Here is a 21,805-nt window from a genome sequence, read left to right on the forward strand (position 1 = left end):
ATTTAATGGGATATAGCGGCACATGCTACCATGTAGGCTGCAATACGCAATTGTTAGCCGTATTTATTGCCGTTTTTCGCCATATTCCCGCTCGACCACTTCTGGCCAGCCAAGTTCCGCAAACAAAGCATCGATCTCATGGCCTGGATGGGCAGTGATTGACAGGTGCTGCCCGGTTACCGGGTGCGCCAACTCCAGCCGGATCGCCATCAGCAGAAGTCGGTTGCAGCCGAAGTGTTCACGAAACAGCCGGTTGTGTCGCCCTTCTCCATGCTTGGTGTCACCGACAAGTGGGTGGAATATATGCTTCATATGACGGCGTATCTGATGTTTGCGCCCTGTTAAAGGCTTCACCTCTACCAGCGAATAGCGCGCAACCGGATACCTTCCCACCGCTATCGGAAGCTCAACACAAGCCAACTGACGGAAATGCGTCACAGCCTCCTTGGGAGCCTTATCCGGATTGGCCAGCGGGTCTGCGAACTTGTCATACTCTGGCTTGAGTGCGTAATCTATGACTCCCCGAGGCTCCGTCCAGCCACGAGTGACGCAAAGATAGGTTTTGCATACCAGCCTGTCACGAAACATCTGTTGCAGCGACTGTGCCACCTCTTTGTTGCGCGCGAACACCATGACGCCGGATGTAGCCCTGTCCAGACGGTGTACAGTATGAATCGTTTCCTCAGGAAATTGTGTTTTCAACAGTCCAACCAGAGTGACCTCACCTGGCGGAGTAATCCAACTCGGATGAACCAGCAAGCCAGCGGGTTTATGAACAAATATCAGATAATCATCCAGATGGAGGATTTCAAGCGTATACTGTTCGCAGGATTGAGTCACAAGGCAGACCAGATTAACGGAGGCAGGGTGAAAAGTGGCGGAGGGACAGGGATTCGAACCCTGGGAGCCTCGCGACTCGTCGGTTTTCAAGACCGGTGCTTTCAACCACTCAGCCATCCCTCCACAAGAAAAAGAGATTCTACGGAGAAACTTTTCGTTGTCAAATGGTTCAAATAGCTTGAAATCGTCATCCAGATAACGATGATAGTAACTTCTGCGATATACAAGAATGAGGGGCACCATGGAAAACGTACAACATACAGCACACCGCTCGGATCTGGCGGTACTGCAAACCAACAAGATGATACGCAACACCTATACGCTGCTCGGCATGACAATGGTGTTCAGTGCTATAACAGCTGGCATCTCGATGGCACTCAACCCATCGTTCTTTGTGTACCTGGGAAGTATCATTGGTAGTTTCGTGATGCTGTTCATTCTGCACAAGAAGCAGAACACTGCTGCTGCACTGCCACTGATCTTTGCTTTCACAGGTATGCTGGGCTTTGGACTCGGGCCACTGCTTAACCATTACCTGGCAATGAGCAATGGTGGTCAGGTTGTCATGACTGCTCTGGGCATGACGGCGTTCACCTTTCTCGGCCTGTCTGCTTATGTACTGACTTCCAAGAAAGATTTCAGCTTTATGGGTGGCTTCCTGGCTGCCGGTGCCATCGTGTTGCTGATCGCCATGGTAGCGCTCTTTGTGTTGCCGATGTTCGGAGTTCAGATTGCCGGTCTGCATCTGGCATTCTCTGCCGCTGTAGTTCTGCTGATGGCCGGTTTTGTTCTGTATGACACCAGCAACATTGTCAACGGGCATTACACCAACTACATCATGGCAACTGCCAGCCTGTACCTGAGCATCTACAACCTGTTCGTCCACCTGCTGCACCTGGTAGGTGTTTTCAGCAACGACTGATCAGGATCTGTCTATTTACAAAACCCCGCCACTTCGCAAGAATGGCGGGGTTTTTGCTTTAACGGGATTCAGTTGATGATCTTCACCCTTATCGTTCAGGCGTCACCCTATCAGCATCAGGCACCTGAAACAGCCCTGCGCTTCGCCAAAGCCCTGCTTCGTCAGGGGCATACTCTCCACCGTATTTTTTTCTATCGCGACGGGGTACACAACGGCAGTGCACTGGTATCATCTCCACGGGATGAGCAGAACCTGCCTGAGCAATGGCAGGCGCTCGCCGAAGAGCATGACTTGGATATCGTAGTTTGCATCGCTGCCGCAATCCGTCGCGGTGTGCTGGATGCCACCGAGGCAAAACGTTACGAACGCCGCGGCGACAACCTTCATTCAGCCTTTGAACTGTCAGGACTCGGACAACTGGTTGAAGCCAGCCTGGCCTCTGATCGCGTCATCACCTTTGGAGGCTGATATGAGCATTAATAAGCGTTTTTTACTGATCAGCCGCTCAGCCCCCTATGGCACTTCTGCCGCCAGAGAGATGCTGGATATTGCCCTCACCTGCTCGGTATTCGAACAACCCGTGACCCTGCTGCTGCTGGGTGATGCCGTGCTGCAACTGATCCGCGACCATAGACCTGATGAAGTCTCACAAAAAAACCTCAATGCATTGCAGGCCTCATTGGCGATGTATGATATCGATCGAATTCTTATCCCTGAAACCGCACTGCAGAAACACGGGCTCTCGACTGATCAACTCAGCATTCCTATTGAGCTGATCAATGCAGAACAACTCCCGGCTCTGATCGCGGAGCATGACATAGTGATTACCATCTGATGCCTACATTACATACACTCAACCGCGGCCCCTCACATGCCAGTTGTCTGGAGGAATGTCTCTCGACCATGGCCAATGATGACACGCTTCTGCTGATAGAGGATGGTGTTTACTGGGCTTTGCCCAGTCATATCAGTGTGCTGAATGATGTGTCTCATATTCGAGCCCTCAAAGCTGATGTACTTGCCCGTGGCCTTCACCAACTGAGCGGCACTGAGCTGGTGGATGATGATGGCTTTGTTGGACTGTGCACTCAACACGATAGAGTTGTGAGCTGGTTTTGAGCATGCCATATATCGAGGTTCAGGGCGTTTTACATGAGCTGGACAGCGATGGCTATCTGGTCGATGCCGCAGCCTGGACACTAGACGTGGCGCAAGCGATTGCGACACAGGAGTCGATCACACTGACCCCGGAGCATTATGAAGTTCTGGATGTATTGAGGCAGTTCTATCAAGTGTATGAGCATTCTCCCGCCATGCGCCCCCTCTGCAAAGCAGTAAGCCTGGCATTGGGTCCTGATAAAGGGAAAAGCATCTACCTGATGCAACTGTTCCCCGGAAGCCCGGCCAAACGTGCTGCACGTATTGCAGGTCTGCCAAGACCTGATAACTGTCTATGAGAACCCCTTAAGGAGAACCAACATGTCCAAACCGATAGTAGCATTTCTGGGCATCGGCCTGATGGGTACACCGATGGCCAGGAACCTGCTGAAGGCCGGTTTTACAGTTCATTTGTGGAACCGTACACGCCACAAAGCCGAGAATCTTGCTGCTGACGGCGGTCTGGTTTTTGATCATCCTGAGGATGCAGTCGCAGGTGTTCAAGTTATCATTACAATGCTGGAAACAGGCCAGATAGTGGATAGCCTGATATACCAGAGCGGCATGCTGGATCAGCTTGAAGCGGGCACGCTCCTGATTGATATGAGCTCCATCCCCCCGTCCCTGGCCAAGAACCATGCACAACAGTGTCAGGCAAAGGAACTGGCATATCTTGACGCACCGGTATCCGGCGGAACAGCCGGCGCAGAAGCAGCAAGCCTGTCGATCATGGCTGGTGGCACAGAAGAGGACTTCAAACGTGCCGAAGTGATTTTCAACACACTCGGCAAACAGTCCACCTATATCGGCCCTGCAGGATCCGGACAGCTGGCGAAATGCGCCAATCAGGCCATAGTCGGCATCACTATCGGTGCTGTCGCCGAAGCGCTGCTGCTTGCAGCACGGGGCGGGGCCAATCCGGCGGCTGTCCGTGAAGCACTGATGGGCGGCTTTGCCAGCAGCAGGATTCTGGATCTGCATGGACAACGGATGCTCGACAGGCACTTCAAACCTGGTGCCACCTCCAGAGTGCAGCTCAAAGACCTGCGTACTATACTGGATACGGCACGAGAAGAAGATCTGACACTTCCCTTGACCGAGCAGGCTTATAACGAATACCTGGAACTTGCCAGCAAAGGTCTTGAAGATGTCGACCACAGCGGCCTGCTACTACAGTTGGAAGCGAAAAACAGAACCAAGCTGAATCGTGAGATTTAAAACAGAGCAACAAAATCAAACTCTGTCTTTTCAAACTGATAGTGGCTGTGGGATACTCTGGTTAATCAAATTTAATATCAGCGGCCCTGCTGGGTCGGAATAAAAACTGAACAGTATCAAGAAAGGACATTAAGCTATGGGTCTAGAAGCAGCAGCAGAACAGCTTAAAATGCTCCAGGGTACCAACCAGAACAAAGCCAAGGGCAAAGCCCAGAAAGAGGCTGATTCTGGACGACGCAGTGAGAAAGAGGAGATCGTCTATCACCAGTGGGCGACATTTCGCGTCAAACAGGAGCTGTTCGGCATAGACGTCATGCAGGTTAAAGAGGTGCTGCGATTTGTCGAGATCACACCTGTTCCTGGTGCCGACGCCTCTGTACTGGGCATCATCAATGTTCGTGGTAATGTCGTCACGGTCATTGATACCCGTCGTCTGTTCAAACTACCTGAAGTCGACTACAACGATGATACACGCATCATCGTCGTTGAACTGAATGACAAGGAAGTGATAGGCCTGGTGGTCGACAGCGTCGATGAGGTTATCAACCTGCCACAGAACCGCGTGGATCGCGCGCCAAGCCTGAATAGTGACGAATCCACCAAGCGCTTTGTTCAGGGCGTTTGCTACCACAACAATATCCTGATCATTCTGCTTGATCTGACCAAAATGCTGCTGAGCATCACGCCATCTGTAGCGGATGATGACTTCGCACATTGATTGATCCTGCGGCATAAAAATAAGGCCGGGCGCTACAGCAGCTCCGGCCTTTTCATTAAAATGCTAAAGTGTGTCTACTAAAGAACGCGATTCGTCGTCAGATACTTGGATGAGGCCTGCGGGCCAGTACCATCTGCGTAAAGCGTTACACCTGAGCGCAGGCAAATCGACAGGTCTTCATGCGAGGCCGCAGTTTCCGGTGGCAACAGATGATTCACTGCACTTTTTTCATCCAGTAACTCCTGCTCAGTCAGATGCATCTGCTGTCGACTCCACTCATTGATTTCCAGCCCCTTGACGATCTGGTAGCGGCCATAGTCACATCTGACGGGGAAAGAGTAGACGATCCCCTTCTGGATACCATAGCTGCCATCACTGAATATCCCCATGCTGACGATTTCGCCCGGCGCCGTTCCCAGCACCCAATCATGCATATGATCGACAATCGCCTGAGCAGCAGAGGCGGCACTTGACTGCCCCCGTGCGGCAATGATCTCACCGCCACGCTGCTGTACCTTGGGTATATAAACGCTACGATACCACTCCTCTGAAACCTGCTGCATCGCGGGCTCCTCCAGAATCGTGGCATGATGCAGATCGGGAAACTGGGTGGTTGAATGGTTGCCCCAGATCACGATGCGGCTGATATTCCTGGGATTGGCGCCTGTGTGGTTGGCAAGAATGCCTTTGGCACGGTTATGATCCAGACGCGTCAGTGCAGTGAACTGCGAAGGGCTCAACTTGGGTGCGTTACGACTGGCAATCAGCGCATTGGTGTTGGCCGGGTTTCCGACTACCAGAATTTTGACATCCCGGTTGGCAAAGTCATTCAGCGCCTTCCCCTGACGGGCAAAGATCTCGGCATTCATCTCCAGCAGATCCCTGCGCTCCATACCCGGGCCACGGGGGTAGGCTCCTATCAGCAGCGCATAATGGATGTTTTCAAAGCCCTCCTCGACATTATCATGCAGAGTTATGGTGTGCAGCAGAGGAAAAGCACAATCCTCAAGCTCCATCGCGATACCGCGCAAGGCCTCCATGCGGCCGGGAACCTCTATCAGTTGCATGATGACAGGTTGGTCAAACCCCATCATCTCACCACTGGCAATTTTAAATAGCAGATTATTACTGATAGCGCCGGCAGCGCCAGTTACCGCAATGCGTATAGGACGTCTCATACTTATACCTTGGTCTAATAGGCTGGGTAAAAACCCAGCTTAGACCAGATCGTCCAATAGATGAAGGAGATATAGAAAAATTTGTTCTATAAGGGGTAAATTAATTGATTGGTGTCGCTTTTGAAAATAACCTGAAGAAGTTCTCGCGCGTTGCCTGTGCAACCTCTTCTATTGAAATTCCCCGAATATCAGCTACGCAGCGAGCCACTTCAGGCACATACGCTGGTTGATTCTGCTTACCACGATAAGGAACCGGTGCGAGATAGGGTGAGTCAGTTTCTATCAGTATGCGATCCAGCGGCAGAGCCTTTACTACATCACGCAACTCCTGTGCATTTCGGAAAGTAATGATCCCGGAGAAAGAAACCATATAGTTCACTTCGATGGCTGCCTGAGCCATCTCCAGAGACTCCGTAAAGCAGTGCAGCACACCTGCAGTGTCCAGATTACCATGCTGCCTGATCAGCCTGAGCGTGTCCTCACGCGCATCACGCGTATGAACAATAACCGGCAGCCCCAGATCACCCGCAACTCTCAGATGTCCGGCAAAGCTCTCATGCTGGGCATCAGCATGCTCCTTGCTGTAATAGTAATCCAGACCCGTCTCCCCAATTGCTACCACCCGCTCACGTGCAGCGGCTTCGCGAAGACGCACCTCGTTAAAAGGCTGTTCGTCGACATGCATCGGATGGACACCGGCAGAAGCGAATATATTATCGTAATCCTCAATCGTCTTGTGCATCGTCTCAAACTGGTCGAGATCGATGGAAACACAGAGCATCTGATTGACCTGTTGCTCCTGGGCCTGGCGGATCACTTCGGCAAAAGAGTGGTTATGGCGAGACAGATCAAGCCTGTCGAGATGACAGTGGGAATCAATAAACATAATTATCTTCAGATAGTGTAGGTTCGCCGCGAACTGTTGAGCGCACCGGCAAGATAGTTTTCAATTTTACGGACCAGCGCGGCATCATCCGAAGTCAACTGTATGCCGATACCTGGCACACGTCCGCCCTGTGCAGCCTTGGGCGTTACCCAGATCACCTTGCCGGTGACAGGAATTTTATCCGGCTCCTCCATCAGGGTCAGCAGCATGAATACCTCCTCCCCAAGCTGGTACGAGCGGGTGGTTGGAATGAACAGGCCGCCATAACTGACAAAAGGCATGAAGGATTTATATAAGTCCTCTTTATTCTCGATAGTCAGCGACAGTATACCGTGACTGATTCTGGGTACTATCGACATCTGATGCCTTACTCCCTCGACTAACGGACCAGATCGGCCCAGTCAAAAAACAATCGCTCCAACAACAGCTGGCGATTGAGATTATGCCGCTGAAACAACCCAAATCTTTCAGCTTGAATATGATCCAGCATGGAGAAAATTTTAGCGGCTGTTGTATTTTTAGCAACAGCAAACAGCATCTTACTCATATCACTGTTTACTAACGCAATCTCCTCCGCGCTTTGTACTCTGACTATATCTGCTAAAACGCTTTGCAGCCAGTCCAGAATCAACAGAGTATCCTGCTTTAGCATCTTCTCTGCGAGTAAAAGTGGTGATATTCGATTTTTCAGAATATCACTCAGCCCTTTCAACAGCTCGGCGCGAACCGGCATGAGGTCTCCCCCTGCCAGACTGAGAGCTTTGAAAGGAGAGCCGCGCGTTATGCCCAGCAATTGCCGTGCACGTGTCTGATCGCCATTGAGCTGTGCGGCAAGCCACTCACAAGCTGTATCTGCATCTGGCAATGGTATATCAATACGCTGACAGCGGCTGCGAATGGTCGGCATCAACTGTCCGGGGCGGTCTGAAACCAGCAGCAGCAATGTGTCATTCCCCGGCTCCTCCAGTGACTTAAGCAAGGCATTCGCTGCAGCGATATTCATCGCCTCTGCCGGATTCATGATCACGACACGATAGCCACCCTGCTGCGCCGTGCTATGCAGCATCTGGCCCAGATCTCTGATTTGATCTACCTTGATCGGTTTACCGGGCTCTTCAGGACTGAGGTGTATCAGGTCTGGGTGATTGCCACCCTCCAGCAACTGACAGCTTTTGCAGTGCCCACAGGGGCTGGACTCATCAGGGTGATGGCATAACAGAAGATTAGCCAGCGTTTCAGCAAAAGCTGACTTGCCTGTACCCGCCACTCCGGCAAGCAACAACGCATGAGGCAGTCTGCCACTGCGGTGTTGTTTTATGACCTGCTGCCATTGAGTCCAGGCCCAGGGAAGCACCTCTGCCTGATGCATCATCGCCACTCCAGCCCCTTCAGCACTACAGCTATCTGCTTCTGCACCTCCGATAATGAAGGTGACGCATCAATGATTGCAAAGCGTTCAGGCTGCAAAGCGGCACGCTCAAGATAGGCGTTGCGAACACGCTCAAAAAAAGCCGACTGTTCAGCCTCAAAGCGATCCGGCTCACTTCTGCTTCGTGCCCTGGCCAGACCTATCTCAACAGGCACATCAAGCAGAAAGGTCAGACCCGGGCGAACCGATTTCTGCACCAGCTCCTCCAACTGCTCTATAAGCGCTTTGTTAAGCCCCCTGCCACCGCCCTGATAAGCATAGGTGGCATCCGTGAAACGATCGGATAACACCCAGGCGCCGCGTTCAATGGCAGGCAATATCCTGGTATTCAGATGCTGCGCCCTGGCTGCAAACACCAGCAGCAGTTCACTGGTTTCATCCACCACCTCATTTCGAGGAGAAAGCAGCAGCTCTCTTATCTCTTCCGCCAACGGTGTACCACCTGGCTCGCGAGTCACCACCACTTCGATACCCATCGACTCAATCCAATCACGGATAAACGCCAGATTGGAACTTTTACCGACACCCTCGATACCTTCGATCGTGATAAAGCGCCCACGCATGGTTCAACCTCCTGGCGAAGAGCGATAGTCGCTGCGTCTGTTAAGCTGGTACTGACGCACAGCTGCATTATGCTCCTGGAGCGTGCGTGAGAACTGGTGGGTGCCATCACCCTTGGCAACAAAATAGAGCCACTCACCCGGCTCAGGGTTGAAGGCCGCGACTATCGCTTCACGGCCAACCAGCGAGATGGGGGTCGGTGGCAGTCCGTTGATCGTATAGGTGTTATAGGGCGTCGGTCGCTGCAAGTCTGCACGGCGAATACGGCCTTCATAGGCATCCCCCATGCCATAGATCACCGTAGGATCCGTCTGAAGGCGCATACCTATCTCCAGTCTTCGTACAAAGACACCGGCAATTTTTGCTCTCTCCTCAGGTACACCTGTCTCTTTTTCAATGATTGAAGCCATGATCAATGCCTCATAGGGCGATGCATAAGGCAGAGACTCGTCTCGAGCTTCCCACTGCTGCTCAAGAAACGCCATCAGGTCCCTGTGCGCCCGGCGCAACAGGTCCACATCTCTGTCATGACGCTGGAACTGATAGGTTTCTGCCAGGAACATCCCTTCAGGTGCAACATCGGGACTGCCCAGCGACTCCATCAGAGCTTCGTCACTGATCTCATCAAGTGTTTGGGTAATACGATCATCTGCACCCAATGCCAGCAGAACATCCCTAAAGGTGTGCCCTTCAACCAGAGTAAAATAATGGCGCACGACATCACCGCGCCCCATACGATCCAGTACCTGCAGCAAAGACTGTCCAGGTTGCAGGCGGTATTCACCGGCCTTAATCGCGGTAATCTCTGGGTTGAGTCTGGCATAAAAGCGAACCAACTCAGTATTACCGACCAGTCCCTCCTGTTGCAGCTGGCGGATCAGTTGATTGAAGCTTGTGCCGCTTCTGACTTGCAGCGTACGCTCTTCATTCAACGGCAGACTGGCATGCATCTGCTCCTCCATAAGGTGCCATCCATACACAACCGCGCCAAAAATGGGCAGCAGACTGATCAGTAATACATAGAATAGTTTTTTCAACATCCCAAACCGCTCTTTTCCAATTCTTGTTGCAGGCGCCTGGTCACTGGACCGGGTGAGAATGAACGCCCTTCCAGGGATATCACTGGCCAGATACCAATCAAACTGTTACAGATGAACACCTCATCGGCGTCATCCAGCACTCGCGGCCAATATCTACCCACAGCGATAACCATTTTGTTTTGCTGTGCTATCTGCAGTATTCTGGCACGCATGACACCGGCCACACCACAGCGACTCAAGTCCGGTGTGCAAAGTACGCCCTGACGCACAAAAAACAGATTGCTCATGGTCGCCTCTATCAATTCACCCTCCATACTGCAGACAATCCCTTCGCGGTAGATGCTTCCCTGCCACTCCGCACGTGCCAACACCTGCTCCAGCCGATTCAGATGTTTAATTCCCGCAAGCAGTGGCTGAATCGCAAGACGTGTACTGCAATAGCAGACCGCTATCCCTTTCTCGGCGGGCTGCTCCGTATATTCGGGTAATGGGCTCAGTTGGATGATACGAGAGACCTGGGCATTATCGGGCGTCGCGTAGCCTCTTCCGCCCGGACCACAAGTGATAATGAGTTTGACAATACCGGTATGACCCTGTGGCAGGCATGACAGATCGGACTCAAGCGCCTGCTCCAGCCCGTCAGTCGGGATACCCAGCCTGACACAACCAAGTATCAGCCGCTGCAGGTGCAAAGGCCACAGACTCAGCTCCCCCTCCTTCAGCAGGATCGTTTCAAAGACACCATGGCCATAACTCAAACCTCGATCTGAGATGGCGAGAGTATCTCTTTCAACACCGTTGAGCCAGGTAGTCGGATCGGCCATATGCTCAGCTTTCAAAAGTCGGGGCCAGCAAGGCCCCGGAGATCGATTCAGATTTTACTGAATACCAGCGTACCATTGGTACCACCAAAGCCGAAAGAGTTCGACATGGTCGCATCAATACGACAACTCTGTGCAGTATGTGGCACGTAGTTGAGATCGCAGCCCTCGGACGGATTATCAAGATTGATCGTCGGAGGTGCCACCTGGTCACGCAGCGCCAGTACACAGAAAGCCGCTTCTACAGCTCCTGCAGCACCCAGCAGGTGTCCAATCATCGATTTGGTGGAGCTGATTCTTGTCTGGGCTGCGTACTGGCCCAGCACTAGCTTCACCGCATTGGATTCAGCGATATCACCCGCTGGTGTTGAGGTACCGTGGGCATTGATATAGTGAATCTGCTCCGGATTCAATCCGGAATCCTTAAGTGCATTGAGCATCGATCTGGCTGCGCCGGAGCCATCTTCCGGAGGTGCAGTCATATGAAACGCATCATCACTCATGCCAAAGCCGGTGAGTTCGCAATAAATATCAGCACCACGTGCTTTTGCGGACTCGTAAGACTCCAGCACAAGAATACCTGCTCCGTCACCAAGCACGAATCCATCACGATCACGATCCCAGGGACGGCTTGCCGCAACCGGATCATCATTTCGTGTGGAGAGTGCTCTGGCGGCTGCAAAACCGGCAACACCGAGTGGTGTCGTTGCCATTTCAGCGCCACCGGCGATCATGATATCGGCATCACCATACTGAATCATGCGCATCGCCTGACCGATATTATGAGTCCCTGTCGTACAGGCCGTGGTAATAGCGATATTAGGCCCCTGGAAGCCATAACGAATGGCCAGATTGCCCGCAATCATATTGATGATACTGCCGGGAACAAAGAAGGGGGATACTTTGCGAGGGCCAGACTGATTCAGCATATCATGCGTCTTCTCAATCATGGGTAGCCCGCCAATACCCGACCCTATTGCACAACCGATGCGTGCAGCGTTCTCTTCTGTGACTTCAAGGCCGGCATCTTCGATAGCCTGAATGGCGGCTGCCATGCCGTACTGAATGAAAAGATCGATCTTACGCGCTTCTTTAACGCTCATATAACGTTCAATATCGAACGCTTTGACTGATGCACAAAAACGAGTGGAAAACTGTGTGGCATCGAAATGATCGATTGCTGCAACACCGCTTTTACCAGCGAGTATACTCGCCCACGCATCCTCTACAGTGTTGCCGACAGGTGTCAGCAGACCCAGTCCAGTCACCACCACTCTTTTGCGTGACATGCCATTCCTCCAGAACCTCAAGCCATGAATAGAAAAGCCGCACTATACAGGTATAGGTGCGGCTTTTCGGCAAAACGTGACTGGTATATTACTGATGAGCGTTGATGTAATCGATCGCCAGCTGAACCGTGGTGATTTTTTCAGCTTCTTCATCAGGAATTTCAGTTTCGAATTCCTCTTCCAGCGCCATTACCAACTCAACGGTATCGAGAGAGTCCGCTCCCAGATCCTCAACGAAAGAGGCGCTGTTGACGACTTCTTCTTCTTTAACGCCCAGCTGCTCAGCGATGATTTTCTTTACGCGCTCTTCAATATTGCTCATATCTCTTCCTATATACTTATAGACACTATGACATCCCGAGTTGCGAGACGCAATTTTATTAGAACCGGTTACGCCTTAACAAGGGTGGCGGCTTTCTTTATGAATTGCTGACGCCAATTATCAACATATCAGCGAAAAAAACAAATATTTGTTCGCTATTATACTGATTCATGACATGTACATGCCACCATTGACATGGATTGTTTCCCCTGTCACATAGCTTCCACCGTTGCTGGCAAGAAATCCAACAACCGCTGCTATCTCTTCCGGCTGCCCCAGGCGATTCATCGGAATCTGCCCCTGCAGGGTAGCCTTATGCTCTTCTGCCAGCCCGGAGGTCATATCGGTATCGATAAAACCCGGAGCAACACAGTTTACTGTAATATTACGTGACGCCACCTCACGAGCCAGCGCCCGAGAGAATCCTTCCATGCCGGATTTGGCAGCCGCATAATTAGCCTGCCCGGCGTTACCCATGGAGGCCACCACCGAACTGATACTGATTATTCTACCCCAGCGCGCCTTGGTCATGCCACGAAGACAACCTTTTGCGAGGCGAAAACCGGATGTCAGATTGGTATTCAACACCGAAGTCCACTCATCATCCTTCATGCGCATCATGATATTATCACGGGTGATGCCGGCATTATTGACCAGAATCGCTACCGGACCATATTCATTCTGAATGGTTTTTAGTACCTGATCAACCGAGTTATCGGCGGCAACATCCAGTACCAGTCCACAGCCGCTGTAATTTCCGGCCGCCAGATACTCGGAAATCGCCTGCGCGCCCTTTTCACTGGTGGCCGTTCCAATTACTACTGCCCCCTGGCGTGCAAGCTCTTCGGCAATCGCCTTGCCGATCCCCCGGGTAGCACCTGTGACCAGTGCAATTTTGCCTTCAATACTCATAATCTTTCCTGAATCTGTCTGGATTATAGGTTCAATATTATAGGTTCAACGCTTTTTCAAAACCTGCTGCGTCACCGATGGAAGCAACATCCAGGGTTTTATCAATCTTCTTGTTCAAACCCGATAACACCTTACCAGGTCCACATTCAATCACTTGGGTGACACCTTCTGCAACCATATATTCGATACTGCGTGTCCAGAGCACAGGGCTATAAAGCTGTGACAAGAGATTTTGGGCCAGCTCTTCGGTGGTTGCCGGCCGCGCTGCATTGACATTCTGGATAACGCTGATGGATGGCAAGCGCATGTCAATTCCAGCAATAATCTCTGCCATTTTTTCAGCCGCAGGTTTCATCAGGCGGCAGTGGGATGGAACGCTGACCGACAATGGAAGTGCGCGCTTGGCGCCAGCCTCCTTACAGGCAGCCATCGCACGATCAACTGCAGCTCGTTCACCAGCAATCACAATCTGACCCGGACAGTTATAATTGACAGGAGCCACCACATCATCACCCGCAACTGCCGCACAAGCAGCCTCAACAGCGGCATCATCAAGGCCGAGTATCGCTGCCATGGCACCGGTACCCTGCGGAACCGCCTGTTGCATGAACTGGCCACGCAAATTGACCAGGCGAATGCCATCGGCAAAGCTGATCGCATCGGCACAGACAAGTGCAGAGTATTCCCCAAGACTATGCCCGGCCAGAGTAGCGGGAGCCTGACCACCCTCCTGATGCCATAAGCGCCACAGGGCAACACTGGCAGCCAGCAAGGCAGGCTGGGTATTCTCAGTGCTGTTCAGGGCATCTTCAGGGCCCTTCTGGACCATCTCCCACAGGTCGTAGCCCAGCGCATCTGATGCTTCCTGAAATGTTTCTCTGATAATGCCGTATGAACTGGATAGCTCAGACAGCATTCCTACCTGCTGTGATCCCTGCCCCGGAAAAACAAAAGCCAGCGATTGCGACATAGCGTCCTCATGTAGTCCTGAAAAACGGATACCCGGATAGTGAAAAATCGAACCGAGTCTGCTCGCCGCCTAGTTTACAACATTGAGAACTGATTAGAACGCCTGAATAAGACTTATGGTGAATATCGGGGAAAAACCAGGAGGGGGTACGAATCAACGCTGTGTATTGCCAGCCTCAAAATGGCTCTCAAGCTGCTCACTGATACGGGCCGGAACATTCATTTTGATCTCCGTCAACGCCTGATCTATGGCAGATTCAAAATGCTGCTGCACAGCACCGCCATGGCTTTTGATCACTATCCCCTGCAGTCCCAGCAGGCTGGCACCATTTCGACGCCCCGGATCAATCTGCTGCTGCAGCTCCTGCAGTATCGGGCGCGCCAGAAAACCCAGCAACTTGCGATAGAGGTTTCGCGTAAAGCTTTGGTGCAGCTTGCTGGCAAGCAGGCGCGCCAGACCCTCATTGCTCTTGAGCGCAACATTGCCGGTGAAGCCATCGCAGACGATCACATCAGCACGCCCACTGAACACCTCGTCACCCTCTATGTAGCCTATGTAATTCAGGCCACCCTGCTCTGCAATCAGCCGTGATGCCAGCTTGACCTGCTCATTCCCCTTGATCTCCTCCTTGCCGATATTCAGCAGCGCAACAGAAGGCTCCGGCTTGCTCTCAACAGCCTGAACCATCACCGACCCCATAATGGCAAACTGCAACAGGTGCTCGGCACTGCAATCGACATTCGCACCAAGATCAAGCAGGTAGCAGTGCCCTGTATCGGTCGGCACGGCAGAAATGATGGCTGGACGATCTATGCCAGGCAGGGTTCTGAGAATAATACGCCCAAGCGCCATCAGCGCACCGGTATTGCCGGCACTGATACAGGCATCAGCATCACCCGAGTGCACCAGCTGCAAAGCGATGTACATCGATGAATTCTTGCGATGTCGGATCGAATAGGAGGGGCGTTCATCCATGGCCACAACAGTTTCAGCATGATGGATCATTATCTGATCATCACGAAAAACTCCACAGCGGGACAGTACATCACGGATTCTCTGTTCGTCACCGACAAGCCGGAAACGCAGATCAGGATAGCGCCTTGCGGCACTTATAACGGCGGGAATGGTTACGCGGGGACCGAAGTCCCCGCCCATTGCATCAACAGCTATGCAAAAACTTTCAGCCAAGCTTACTCGTCATCTTGCTTGCTGATGACCTGACGACCACGGTAAAAACCGTCAGCGCTAACGTGGTGACGACGGTGTGTCTCACCAGTAGTAGCATCAACAGCCAGAGCCGGGCCTGTCAGCGCGTCATGTGAACGACGCATATCACGTCTTGAACGGGATTTTTTGTTCTGCTGTACTGCCATGGTAAGGTATCTCCTGGTTCAACTCTTGTCGGCCGTATCTTTAAGTCGGGCCAAAACACTGAAGGGGTTGGGTTTATCCTGTTGATTCTGAATTGTTTCAGTATCACCGAATGAGGTCTGAATTGTGCAGTCATCATGGTATGGAACAGACGGCAAGCTCAGAATCAGCTCATCCTCAATCAGTGACAGAAATTCAACATCTTCATCTTCAACAAGCAGCGGGTCATAATAACCCGGCAAATTCTTGGCCTGCTCCTCATTGAGCACCACAGCCAGATTGGCTTCGGCCTTAACGTCGACAGCCACAGGCTCCAGACAGCGCTGGCATGTCATAAAGACCTGCCCGGTGGCTGTACCGGTGACTGTACGTAAATGTTGCTGATCGATGGAAAAAGCCAGTGCCACATCGATACTTCCGCTGTCACTGCACAGGAATGATGCGAAACGAGTGAAGTCAGCCACCTTGGCGCTGCCACTGATTTCGGCGTTCCGCTCTGCGAGTTTTCGCGGATCAACTTTTTTTGGTAATGGACCGTTCGACATAAGCGCGCAATTCTAGGGAGTCAGGAACCCGCTGTCAAAGGGATTCGGGGGTTTAAAGCAATAAAAATAGGGTTAACATTATAATTATGTCTCTAAATGGATAAAAGTTGAAAAAATCATGGAAAATACACTGGTACTCGCTTCAAGTTCGCCATTTCGTCGAGAGATTCTGGATAAACTCGGTTTGCCCTATCGATGCAAAACACCGGATATCGATGAAACACCGAAACCGGGCGAATCACCCGAAGCATTGGTAGAAAGACTGGCACGTGAGAAAGCGATGGCAGTAGCCGGCTGGTTTCCTGATGCACTGATCATAGGCTCAGATCAGGTTGCTGTGCTGGATGGCGAAATTATCGGAAAGCCTGGAACATTTGATCGTGCGGTTACGCAGCTTGAATCATTTTCAGGACGCCATCTGACATTTCTGACCAGCCTTGCACTGTATAACACCGCTACAGAGCAGTGCCAAACCGAAGTCGTTCCCTACGAGGTGCACTTTCGAACACTGAATCGCAGCATGATTGAGCAGTATCTCAAGCGAGAGCAGCCATTCAATTGCGCCGGGAGTTTCAAATCGGAAGGCCTGGGAATCGTACTGTTTGAGAAACTCAGCGGCGAGGACCCCAACACCCTGATCGGCCTGCCCTTGATCCGTTTGGTACGGATGCTGGAGGCAGAGGGTGTTGAGGTACTGAAATAACCAGCTCTGGTGAACTACTGCAGCTCAGGAATCAAACGCGCCGATAACTGCGAAGCCAACTGACTGGCGATCGACATACTCAGACGATCTGCCAGTCGATCCAATGGTGATGGCTTGAAGGTATAGTTCACCAGCTTGCTGTTCTGAATGATATCGCGCGCCACTGAGCTGGTGCTGCCCAGTCCATCAATCAACCCCAGCTCAAGAGCCTGCTCACCAGACCAGACCAGGCCGGTGAACAGGGATGGATCATCTTTCAACCGGTCACCACGCCCCTCAATCACCTGCTGCACAAACTGCCTGTGCGTGGTATCCAGGACGGTCTGCCAGAAGGCTTTATCCTCCTCTTTCAAGGGCTGGAATGGATCGAGAAACGCCTTGTTCTCTCCTGCCGTCATGGTACGGCGCTCTACACCCACTTTATCCAGAAGCTCGACAAACCCGAAGCTCGATGCCGTTACGCCAATGGACCCGACAAGACTGGCCTTATCCGCATATATCTCATCCGCAGCCACCGCAACATAGTAAGCGCCAGATGCACCAATATCAGTTATGACAGCATAAGTCTTTTTCTCCGGATGCAAGGCTCGCAGACGCTTGATTTCGTCATTGATATAACCCGCCTGCACCGGGCTGCCACCTGGGCTGTTGATGCGCAGTATCACCGCTTCACTGTTCTTGGCCGAGAAGGCATTGCGCAGTGAAGTGATCACGACATCGGCATTGGCGTCGGCACTATCGGCAATAACTCCGGAAACCTCTATCACGGCAACATGATTGCCACGCTCAACCACATCAGGGCTGAGATAACGCCCGGCAAGATAGATGCCCAGCAAGGCAAACAGGTAGGTGAACGTCAGGAGTTTGAAGAAAATCCCCCAGCGCCGTGCCCGACGATGCTCGACATGCAGAGTACTGACCATTTTCTCGATCAGCTTCCACTCCTTGCTGCTTTTAGGTGATGTGGCATGCGGCAATGCCGCATGTGGCTGCTCCCCATCAACCCTCGCGTCATGGGCTGACGTAGACTCATAAGCCGCGCGCTTTTCCGGGTCATCCCAGTGGTTCTGTGACACATCTATCTCCTTAAAAGACTAATCCACTGTATCTGTCATCAGAGTATGACTGGTCAGCCAGAGCTCCAGTTCCTTGAAATGATTCAATTCGACCACAGGGCGCCAGGGACGCAAGCGATGTATTGGATGGGCACCATAGCTCACAGCAGCTGTAGCCACGCCAGCTCGCTGCCCCATTTCCAGATCATACTCAGTATCACCGACCATCAGAGCCTGTCGCGCAGACACCTGTGCTTCCTCAAGTATCTCATGCAGCATGTGAGGGTCCGGCTTCGATGTCGTTTCATCAGCACAACGCGACAGCTCAAAGTATTTGCCGAGCCCTGTCTGCTCAAATACGCGATTCAGGCCCGGACGGTTCTTACCCGTTGCCACTGCCATCCTGAAACCACGATCCTGAAGGCGCAGCAGAGTCTCCTCCACTCCCGGGAAAAGTGGCGTAGGCGTTTGATCACCTTCTATATAATGAAACGCATAGCGCTCACGCACCCTCGGAATCATCTCATCGGCAATCCCGGGGATCAGCGCTCTGATAGCCTCAGGCAAGCCGAGACCTATGATATTACGAACTGCCTCAGCATGCGGCAGAGGCAGGTCCAGATCCTGACTGGCAGAACGCATGCAGGAGATGATCCGCTCTTCCGAGTTAATGATGGTGCCATCCCAGTCAAATATCAGTAACGTATACACAGTCAGAATCCTCTTGTGACAGATGCTGTTCTATCGATAGACAGATCACCCCTCAGGCCGGATTTTCCACGCGAATAATCTTGACATGACGGTGTTTGGTATCCGGCAAAGTCCAGTCTATTTTCTGCCCGACAGACAGACCAATCAACGCCCCACCAATCGGTGCAAAAACCGAAATAGCCTGTTGCGCATCCTTCATCTCATGGGGAAAACAGAGCTTCATCTGAAACTGCTGCCCACTCTCTTCAACCTCAAAGGTCACGACAGAGTTCATGCGCACAACATCATCAGGCACTTGCTCGGGCTTGACGACAGTCGCACGCGCCAACTCAGCCTTGAGTGTATTAAAAGCAGGATCATCACGGTAGGGTTTCTTGTCCAGCAAGCCTTCAAGCCGGTCAATATCCAGCTCGGAAATCATAATTGCAGGCATATCAGACATGTATTACTCCAACAAAAAAACGCCATGACATCGGGCGTTGTTCGATAATAAATTAATTAAAAACTGAAAACACGATGACCTCCAGCGCATAGCCGTCAGTCAGAGGGCATGGGCACAGCTTAGCTGCTGTGCCCTTTAACGGGAATTTTCAGAGCAGCCGGATATCCGGAGGCGATCGAGTAACAGGTTGTAAAAATTGCTTTCATGCAGCTATTGTTGCCTCTTTAACATCATCGCGCAAGTCCCGAGAAAGAATGAGGATACTCTTTTATCGCCCTGTTTCAGCTGTAGTGCGGGAAAACAGGCATTGTTCATACCACTACCATCCAATATAGTGTTCATGATCAACCAACAATAAGAAATTATGAACCCTACAAACTCCCCTGCGCATATCCTTGTGGTGGATGATGACCACGAGATCACGGAACTGCTGGACACCTACCTGTCTCGCAACCAGCTCCAGGTATCCACTGCCCACAATGGACAGCAGATGCTGTCGCAACTTGAAAAAAGCAATTTCGATCTGATCGTCCTGGATCTGATGATGCCGGGTGAAGATGGATTTACGCTGTGCAAGAAAGTCCGGGCCAGCTCTGCCATTCCCATCATCATGCTGACAGCCGGCTCTGATGAAACAGACAGGATTATCGGCCTGGAGCTGGGCGCCGATGATTACATGAACAAGCCTTTCAATCCCAGAGAGCTGCTGGCCAGAATCAAGGCGGTGTTACGTCGGATTGAGGAGCGCAACACCGACCCGGAACCGAACCGCCAGATGATCCGTTTCGGTGTCTGGACACTGGACATGCTGCACCGTCAGTTGATCCACGAACGTGGTGACAAGCTGCCGCTGAACGGGGCCGATTACGACCTGCTGCAGATATTCATCGCCCACCCTGGCGAGATCATCAGTCGTGAATCACTTTTTCAGCGACTGAAAGGACGTGAGCTGAGCCCCTATGATCGCTGCATCGATGTCCAGATCAGTCGACTCAGGCACAAGCTTGATGATGACGGCAAAACACCACAGCTGATCAAGACCGTGCGCGGGCAGGGCTATCTGTTGAGCACGAACATAGAGTATCTGTAGGTGCTCAAGCGCGCGCTGACTCTATTACCGAGAGCTTTTTCTTCTTTATATAGCCGCTTGCTGCTGGTAATGATGCTGGCTGTCGGCGGCTCATTTTTTATCGCCACCACCATCTGGATACACGCCATCCAGAGTGATAAGGAAGCTGATGCCACCGCCAGCGTTCAGGATCTGGCGATCTCGATGGCGCAGACAGTGACTTACTTTGAGGGGCTACCCAAAGCTTATCAGCACATCATCATAGATCAGCAACGTAATCTGGGTGGCAGCCGTTATTTTCTGAGCGTCAATCAGGAGTATGTCGATTTTGAAGCGATCCCAGACAACCCCCTGAAGCAGGAACTGATAAAGGAGTACCAACTGGCATTTCGCGAGCGGGTTGGTCAGCGGATGGGACAACTGCGTGTCGATTTCGCTTACCCTGATAAGCTCAGAGTTTTTAATTCCGGTGTACTATTCTCCGAACTCCCCTCTCGCTGGGTGCAAAACAACCTTGTGCTCAATCCACCCGCCCCCGTTCTGGTCGCTCAAATGCAGATGGAAAGTGGCGACTGGCTCTATCTCGCCAGCTTGATGCTGCCGGATCCTTATGTAGTTGAAGGAATACCAGCATTCACCGGCGACCAGTTGGCGTTCACCCTGATACTGTCACTGGTGTTGATCCTCAGCAGCTGGTTTATTGTGCGCTGGTTGACCAAGCCCTTACGCCGACTCTCCAAAGCCGCCATGTCGCTCGGACGAGATATTCATCAGGTACCCGTACCCGAACAGGGCACCTATGAAGTAAGAGAGACTGCACGCGCCTTTAATCTGATGCAGCGTCGCATACTGACATTCATCAGTGAGCGCGACCTGTTGTTTTCAGCAATATCACATGATCTCAAGACCCCCATCACACGTCTCAGATTGCGCGCCGAGTTGCTTGATGATGAGCCAACCCGCGACAAGATCAATCAGGACCTTGCCGAGCTGGAACAGCTGGTTCAGGGAGCACTGGAACTGGCTCGCGGTAGTGATCTGAATGAGCCGACGGGGCGCATCAAGCTCAAGCCGATGCTGGAAGCGATCCAGGAAGAGGTGGCCGTGCTGCAGCGACAGGTGCATATCGAGATGCCTTACCCGGTGTTTTTTTCCGGCAAGCCGATGGCATTCAAACGCTGCCTGTCCAATCTGGTACATAACGCCGTGTTCTATGGTTCCGAAGCCTGGATCAAGGTGTTGGATGAGCCCGACAGCATTACGATCATCATCACCGATAACGGCCCCGGAGTGCCAGAGTCAGAGCTTGAGCATATCTTCGATCCCTTCGTTCGACTTGAAGGATCGCGTAACCGACACACCGGTGGCAGCGGACTGGGTATGACCATCGCCCGCAATATCGTGCACACCCATGGTGGTGAGATCAAACTGCGTAATCAGCCCGAGATGGGACTTGAGGTGCAGATCACAGTGCCCAGAGAGTAACAGACGATGACTCCAGGTTACTTTCATGATAAATGTAACAAGATTTTTACATTTAATTCACTTTATAAGAACCGATTAAATACATGAATTACATATAAAAATATTACAAAATTACTCATTGAAGCCTGCTTTTTTCAAGATCTGCGCAGTAACAATTGGT

The 21,805-nt window shown here is 51.9% G+C and carries 28 protein-coding genes and 1 tRNA gene; 10 read left to right on the plus strand and 19 right to left on the minus strand.

Going from position 1 to position 21,805, the window contains the following annotated elements:
- Positions 1 to 63: 63 nt before the first annotated feature.
- A complete protein-coding gene (locus tag F7R27_RS16270) occupies positions 64 to 840 on the minus strand; it encodes a pseudouridine synthase (protein ID WP_151705324.1) in 777 nt (258 codons plus the stop codon).
- A 35-nt stretch (positions 841 to 875) separates the two neighbouring features.
- Positions 876 to 963, minus strand: a tRNA-Ser gene (locus F7R27_RS16275).
- 118 nt (positions 964 to 1,081) lie between these two features.
- Between F7R27_RS16275 and F7R27_RS16280 the strand changes: the two genes are divergently transcribed.
- From F7R27_RS16280 to F7R27_RS16310, 7 genes are all read left to right on the plus strand, one after another.
- The gene (locus F7R27_RS16280) at positions 1,082 to 1,762 is read left to right on the plus strand and encodes a Bax inhibitor-1/YccA family protein (protein ID WP_151705325.1); all 681 of its coding nucleotides are present in this window, start codon (positions 1,082 to 1,084) and stop codon (positions 1,760 to 1,762) included.
- Positions 1,763 to 1,837: 75 nt separating this feature from the next.
- Positions 1,838 to 2,230 carry a sulfurtransferase complex subunit TusD gene (gene tusD / locus F7R27_RS16285; RefSeq protein WP_151705326.1) on the plus strand — a complete coding sequence of 131 codons (393 nt, stop codon included), beginning with the start codon at positions 1,838 to 1,840 and terminating at the stop codon, positions 2,228 to 2,230.
- Position 2,231: 1 nt separating this feature from the next.
- Positions 2,232 to 2,597 (plus strand): sulfurtransferase complex subunit TusC, encoded by a 366-nt coding sequence (gene tusC, locus F7R27_RS16290; protein WP_151705327.1) that lies wholly within the window; start codon positions 2,232 to 2,234, stop codon positions 2,595 to 2,597.
- Positions 2,597 to 2,881: a sulfurtransferase complex subunit TusB gene (gene tusB, locus F7R27_RS16295; protein ID WP_151705328.1), complete on the plus strand. Its 285-nt coding sequence runs from the start codon at positions 2,597 to 2,599 to the stop codon at positions 2,879 to 2,881. Before tusC ends, tusB begins: the two co-directional genes overlap by 1 nt.
- Positions 2,882 to 2,883: 2 nt before the next feature.
- Positions 2,884 to 3,219, plus strand: a complete 336-nt coding sequence (locus tag F7R27_RS16300) for a TusE/DsrC/DsvC family sulfur relay protein (RefSeq protein WP_151705329.1) — start codon at positions 2,884 to 2,886, stop codon at positions 3,217 to 3,219.
- Positions 3,220 to 3,241: 22 nt separating this feature from the next.
- On the plus strand, positions 3,242 to 4,138 hold the full coding sequence (locus F7R27_RS16305; RefSeq protein ID WP_151705330.1) for an NAD(P)-dependent oxidoreductase: 897 nt from the start codon (positions 3,242 to 3,244) through the stop codon (positions 4,136 to 4,138).
- 136 nt (positions 4,139 to 4,274) lie between these two features.
- A complete protein-coding gene (locus F7R27_RS16310; protein WP_151705331.1) occupies positions 4,275 to 4,856 on the plus strand; it encodes a chemotaxis protein CheW in 582 nt (193 codons plus the stop codon).
- Between the two features lie 77 nt (positions 4,857 to 4,933).
- Here the strand turns inward: F7R27_RS16310 and F7R27_RS16315 are convergent, their stop codons facing one another.
- The 14 genes from F7R27_RS16315 to F7R27_RS16380 all read right to left on the minus strand — a co-directional run bounded on the left by F7R27_RS16315 (position 4,934) and on the right by F7R27_RS16380 (position 16,180).
- A complete protein-coding gene (locus F7R27_RS16315; RefSeq protein WP_151705332.1) occupies positions 4,934 to 6,034 on the minus strand; it encodes a malate dehydrogenase in 1,101 nt (366 codons plus the stop codon).
- 100 nt (positions 6,035 to 6,134) lie between these two features.
- Positions 6,135 to 6,920: a TatD family hydrolase gene (locus tag F7R27_RS16320; RefSeq protein ID WP_151705333.1), complete on the minus strand. Its 786-nt coding sequence runs from the start codon at positions 6,918 to 6,920 to the stop codon at positions 6,135 to 6,137.
- A gap of 8 nt (positions 6,921 to 6,928) precedes the next feature.
- Positions 6,929 to 7,279: a PilZ domain-containing protein gene (locus F7R27_RS16325; RefSeq protein ID WP_151705334.1), complete on the minus strand. Its 351-nt coding sequence runs from the start codon at positions 7,277 to 7,279 to the stop codon at positions 6,929 to 6,931.
- A 20-nt stretch (positions 7,280 to 7,299) separates the two neighbouring features.
- A complete protein-coding gene (locus F7R27_RS16330) occupies positions 7,300 to 8,292 on the minus strand; it encodes a DNA polymerase III subunit delta' (protein ID WP_240776410.1) in 993 nt (330 codons plus the stop codon).
- The gene (gene tmk, locus F7R27_RS16335; protein ID WP_151705335.1) at positions 8,289 to 8,912 is read right to left on the minus strand and encodes a dTMP kinase; all 624 of its coding nucleotides are present in this window, start codon (positions 8,910 to 8,912) and stop codon (positions 8,289 to 8,291) included. Before tmk ends, F7R27_RS16330 begins: the two co-directional genes overlap by 4 nt.
- Positions 8,913 to 8,915: 3 nt before the next feature.
- Positions 8,916 to 9,950 carry an endolytic transglycosylase MltG gene (gene mltG, locus F7R27_RS16340; RefSeq protein ID WP_151705336.1) on the minus strand — a complete coding sequence of 345 codons (1,035 nt, stop codon included), beginning with the start codon at positions 9,948 to 9,950 and terminating at the stop codon, positions 8,916 to 8,918.
- A complete protein-coding gene (pabC, locus tag F7R27_RS16345) occupies positions 9,944 to 10,774 on the minus strand; it encodes an aminodeoxychorismate lyase (protein WP_151705337.1) in 831 nt (276 codons plus the stop codon). Before pabC ends, mltG begins: the two co-directional genes overlap by 7 nt.
- A 47-nt stretch (positions 10,775 to 10,821) precedes the next feature.
- Entirely contained in the window at positions 10,822 to 12,060 is a 1,239-nt protein-coding gene (gene fabF, locus F7R27_RS16350; RefSeq protein ID WP_151705338.1) for a beta-ketoacyl-ACP synthase II, read from the minus strand.
- Between the two features lie 88 nt (positions 12,061 to 12,148).
- The gene (acpP, locus tag F7R27_RS16355; protein ID WP_010323864.1) at positions 12,149 to 12,382 is read right to left on the minus strand and encodes an acyl carrier protein; all 234 of its coding nucleotides are present in this window, start codon (positions 12,380 to 12,382) and stop codon (positions 12,149 to 12,151) included.
- Positions 12,383 to 12,550: 168 nt separating this feature from the next.
- Positions 12,551 to 13,294 (minus strand): 3-oxoacyl-ACP reductase FabG, encoded by a 744-nt coding sequence (gene fabG / locus F7R27_RS16360; RefSeq protein ID WP_151705339.1) that lies wholly within the window; start codon positions 13,292 to 13,294, stop codon positions 12,551 to 12,553.
- A 37-nt stretch (positions 13,295 to 13,331) separates the two neighbouring features.
- Positions 13,332 to 14,264, minus strand: coding sequence for an ACP S-malonyltransferase (fabD, locus tag F7R27_RS16365; RefSeq protein WP_151705340.1), 933 nt, complete (start codon positions 14,262 to 14,264; stop codon positions 13,332 to 13,334).
- A gap of 153 nt (positions 14,265 to 14,417) precedes the next feature.
- Complete coding sequence (gene plsX / locus F7R27_RS16370; protein WP_151705341.1) at positions 14,418 to 15,452, minus strand: phosphate acyltransferase PlsX; 1,035 nt, start codon at positions 15,450 to 15,452, stop codon at positions 14,418 to 14,420.
- Between the two features lie 2 nt (positions 15,453 to 15,454).
- Complete coding sequence (gene rpmF / locus F7R27_RS16375; RefSeq protein ID WP_151705342.1) at positions 15,455 to 15,637, minus strand: 50S ribosomal protein L32; 183 nt, start codon at positions 15,635 to 15,637, stop codon at positions 15,455 to 15,457.
- An 18-nt stretch (positions 15,638 to 15,655) separates the two neighbouring features.
- Positions 15,656 to 16,180 carry a YceD family protein gene (locus tag F7R27_RS16380; protein ID WP_151705343.1) on the minus strand — a complete coding sequence of 175 codons (525 nt, stop codon included), beginning with the start codon at positions 16,178 to 16,180 and terminating at the stop codon, positions 15,656 to 15,658.
- 118 nt (positions 16,181 to 16,298) lie between these two features.
- Here F7R27_RS16380 and F7R27_RS16385 point away from each other — a divergent pair, with 118 nt between their 5' ends.
- The gene (locus tag F7R27_RS16385) at positions 16,299 to 16,883 is read left to right on the plus strand and encodes a Maf family protein (RefSeq protein WP_151705344.1); all 585 of its coding nucleotides are present in this window, start codon (positions 16,299 to 16,301) and stop codon (positions 16,881 to 16,883) included.
- A gap of 14 nt (positions 16,884 to 16,897) precedes the next feature.
- Here F7R27_RS16385 and sppA read toward each other — a convergent pair whose 3' ends face one another.
- The 3 genes from sppA to rnk are packed head-to-tail and all read right to left on the minus strand — an operon-like array spanning position 16,898 to position 19,091.
- Complete coding sequence (gene sppA, locus F7R27_RS16390) at positions 16,898 to 17,959, minus strand: signal peptide peptidase SppA (RefSeq protein ID WP_240776411.1); 1,062 nt, start codon at positions 17,957 to 17,959, stop codon at positions 16,898 to 16,900.
- Between the two features lie 18 nt (positions 17,960 to 17,977).
- Complete coding sequence (locus F7R27_RS16395; RefSeq protein ID WP_151705345.1) at positions 17,978 to 18,649, minus strand: HAD family hydrolase; 672 nt, start codon at positions 18,647 to 18,649, stop codon at positions 17,978 to 17,980.
- A 52-nt stretch (positions 18,650 to 18,701) separates the two neighbouring features.
- Positions 18,702 to 19,091 (minus strand): nucleoside diphosphate kinase regulator, encoded by a 390-nt coding sequence (gene rnk / locus F7R27_RS16400; protein WP_151705346.1) that lies wholly within the window; start codon positions 19,089 to 19,091, stop codon positions 18,702 to 18,704.
- A gap of 364 nt (positions 19,092 to 19,455) precedes the next feature.
- Here rnk and F7R27_RS16405 point away from each other — a divergent pair, with 364 nt between their 5' ends.
- Both F7R27_RS16405 and F7R27_RS16410 read left to right on the plus strand, forming a co-directional pair.
- Entirely contained in the window at positions 19,456 to 20,181 is a 726-nt protein-coding gene (locus F7R27_RS16405; protein ID WP_151705347.1) for a response regulator, read from the plus strand.
- Complete coding sequence (locus F7R27_RS16410; RefSeq protein ID WP_151705348.1) at positions 20,182 to 21,645, plus strand: ATP-binding protein; 1,464 nt, start codon at positions 20,182 to 20,184, stop codon at positions 21,643 to 21,645.
- Positions 21,646 to 21,805 lie beyond the last annotated feature (160 nt).

It is taken from the genome of Nitrincola alkalilacustris, from assembly GCF_008973755.1.
Taxonomy (GTDB): Bacteria; Pseudomonadota; Gammaproteobacteria; order Pseudomonadales; family Balneatricaceae; genus Nitrincola; species Nitrincola alkalilacustris.

What these genes read in the sequence shown, in the direction of transcription:
- F7R27_RS16280 (WP_151705325.1), top strand. Translation starts at nt 1,082, where the DNA reads ATGGAAAACGTACAACATACAGCACACCGCTCGGATCTGGCGGTACTG.
- tusD (WP_151705326.1), top strand. Translation starts at nt 1,838, where the DNA reads ATGATCTTCACCCTTATCGTTCAGGCGTCACCCTATCAGCATCAGGCA.
- tusC (WP_151705327.1), top strand. Translation starts at nt 2,232, where the DNA reads ATGAGCATTAATAAGCGTTTTTTACTGATCAGCCGCTCAGCCCCCTAT.
- tusB (WP_151705328.1), top strand. Translation starts at nt 2,597, where the DNA reads ATGCCTACATTACATACACTCAACCGCGGCCCCTCACATGCCAGTTGT.
- F7R27_RS16300 (WP_151705329.1), top strand. Translation starts at nt 2,884, where the DNA reads ATGCCATATATCGAGGTTCAGGGCGTTTTACATGAGCTGGACAGCGAT.
- F7R27_RS16305 (WP_151705330.1), top strand. Translation starts at nt 3,242, where the DNA reads ATGTCCAAACCGATAGTAGCATTTCTGGGCATCGGCCTGATGGGTACA.
- F7R27_RS16310 (WP_151705331.1), top strand. Translation starts at nt 4,275, where the DNA reads ATGGGTCTAGAAGCAGCAGCAGAACAGCTTAAAATGCTCCAGGGTACC.
- F7R27_RS16315 (WP_151705332.1), bottom strand. Translation starts at nt 6,034, where the DNA reads ATGAGACGTCCTATACGCATTGCGGTAACTGGCGCTGCCGGCGCTATC.
- F7R27_RS16320 (WP_151705333.1), bottom strand. Translation starts at nt 6,920, where the DNA reads ATGTTTATTGATTCCCACTGTCATCTCGACAGGCTTGATCTGTCTCGC.
- F7R27_RS16325 (WP_151705334.1), bottom strand. Translation starts at nt 7,279, where the DNA reads ATGTCGATAGTACCCAGAATCAGTCACGGTATACTGTCGCTGACTATC.
- F7R27_RS16330 (WP_240776410.1), bottom strand. Translation starts at nt 8,292, where the DNA reads ATGATGCATCAGGCAGAGGTGCTTCCCTGGGCCTGGACTCAATGGCAG.
- tmk (WP_151705335.1), bottom strand. Translation starts at nt 8,912, where the DNA reads ATGCGTGGGCGCTTTATCACGATCGAAGGTATCGAGGGTGTCGGTAAA.
- mltG (WP_151705336.1), bottom strand. Translation starts at nt 9,950, where the DNA reads ATGTTGAAAAAACTATTCTATGTATTACTGATCAGTCTGCTGCCCATT.
- pabC (WP_151705337.1), bottom strand. Translation starts at nt 10,774, where the DNA reads ATGGCCGATCCGACTACCTGGCTCAACGGTGTTGAAAGAGATACTCTC.
- fabF (WP_151705338.1), bottom strand. Translation starts at nt 12,060, where the DNA reads ATGTCACGCAAAAGAGTGGTGGTGACTGGACTGGGTCTGCTGACACCT.
- acpP (WP_010323864.1), bottom strand. Translation starts at nt 12,382, where the DNA reads ATGAGCAATATTGAAGAGCGCGTAAAGAAAATCATCGCTGAGCAGCTG.
- fabG (WP_151705339.1), bottom strand. Translation starts at nt 13,294, where the DNA reads ATGAGTATTGAAGGCAAAATTGCACTGGTCACAGGTGCTACCCGGGGG.
- fabD (WP_151705340.1), bottom strand. Translation starts at nt 14,264, where the DNA reads ATGTCGCAATCGCTGGCTTTTGTTTTTCCGGGGCAGGGATCACAGCAG.
- rpmF (WP_151705342.1), bottom strand. Translation starts at nt 15,637, where the DNA reads ATGGCAGTACAGCAGAACAAAAAATCCCGTTCAAGACGTGATATGCGT.
- F7R27_RS16380 (WP_151705343.1), bottom strand. Translation starts at nt 16,180, where the DNA reads ATGTCGAACGGTCCATTACCAAAAAAAGTTGATCCGCGAAAACTCGCA.
- F7R27_RS16385 (WP_151705344.1), top strand. Translation starts at nt 16,299, where the DNA reads ATGGAAAATACACTGGTACTCGCTTCAAGTTCGCCATTTCGTCGAGAG.
- rnk (WP_151705346.1), bottom strand. Translation starts at nt 19,091, where the DNA reads ATGTCTGATATGCCTGCAATTATGATTTCCGAGCTGGATATTGACCGG.
- F7R27_RS16405 (WP_151705347.1), top strand. Translation starts at nt 19,456, where the DNA reads ATGAACCCTACAAACTCCCCTGCGCATATCCTTGTGGTGGATGATGAC.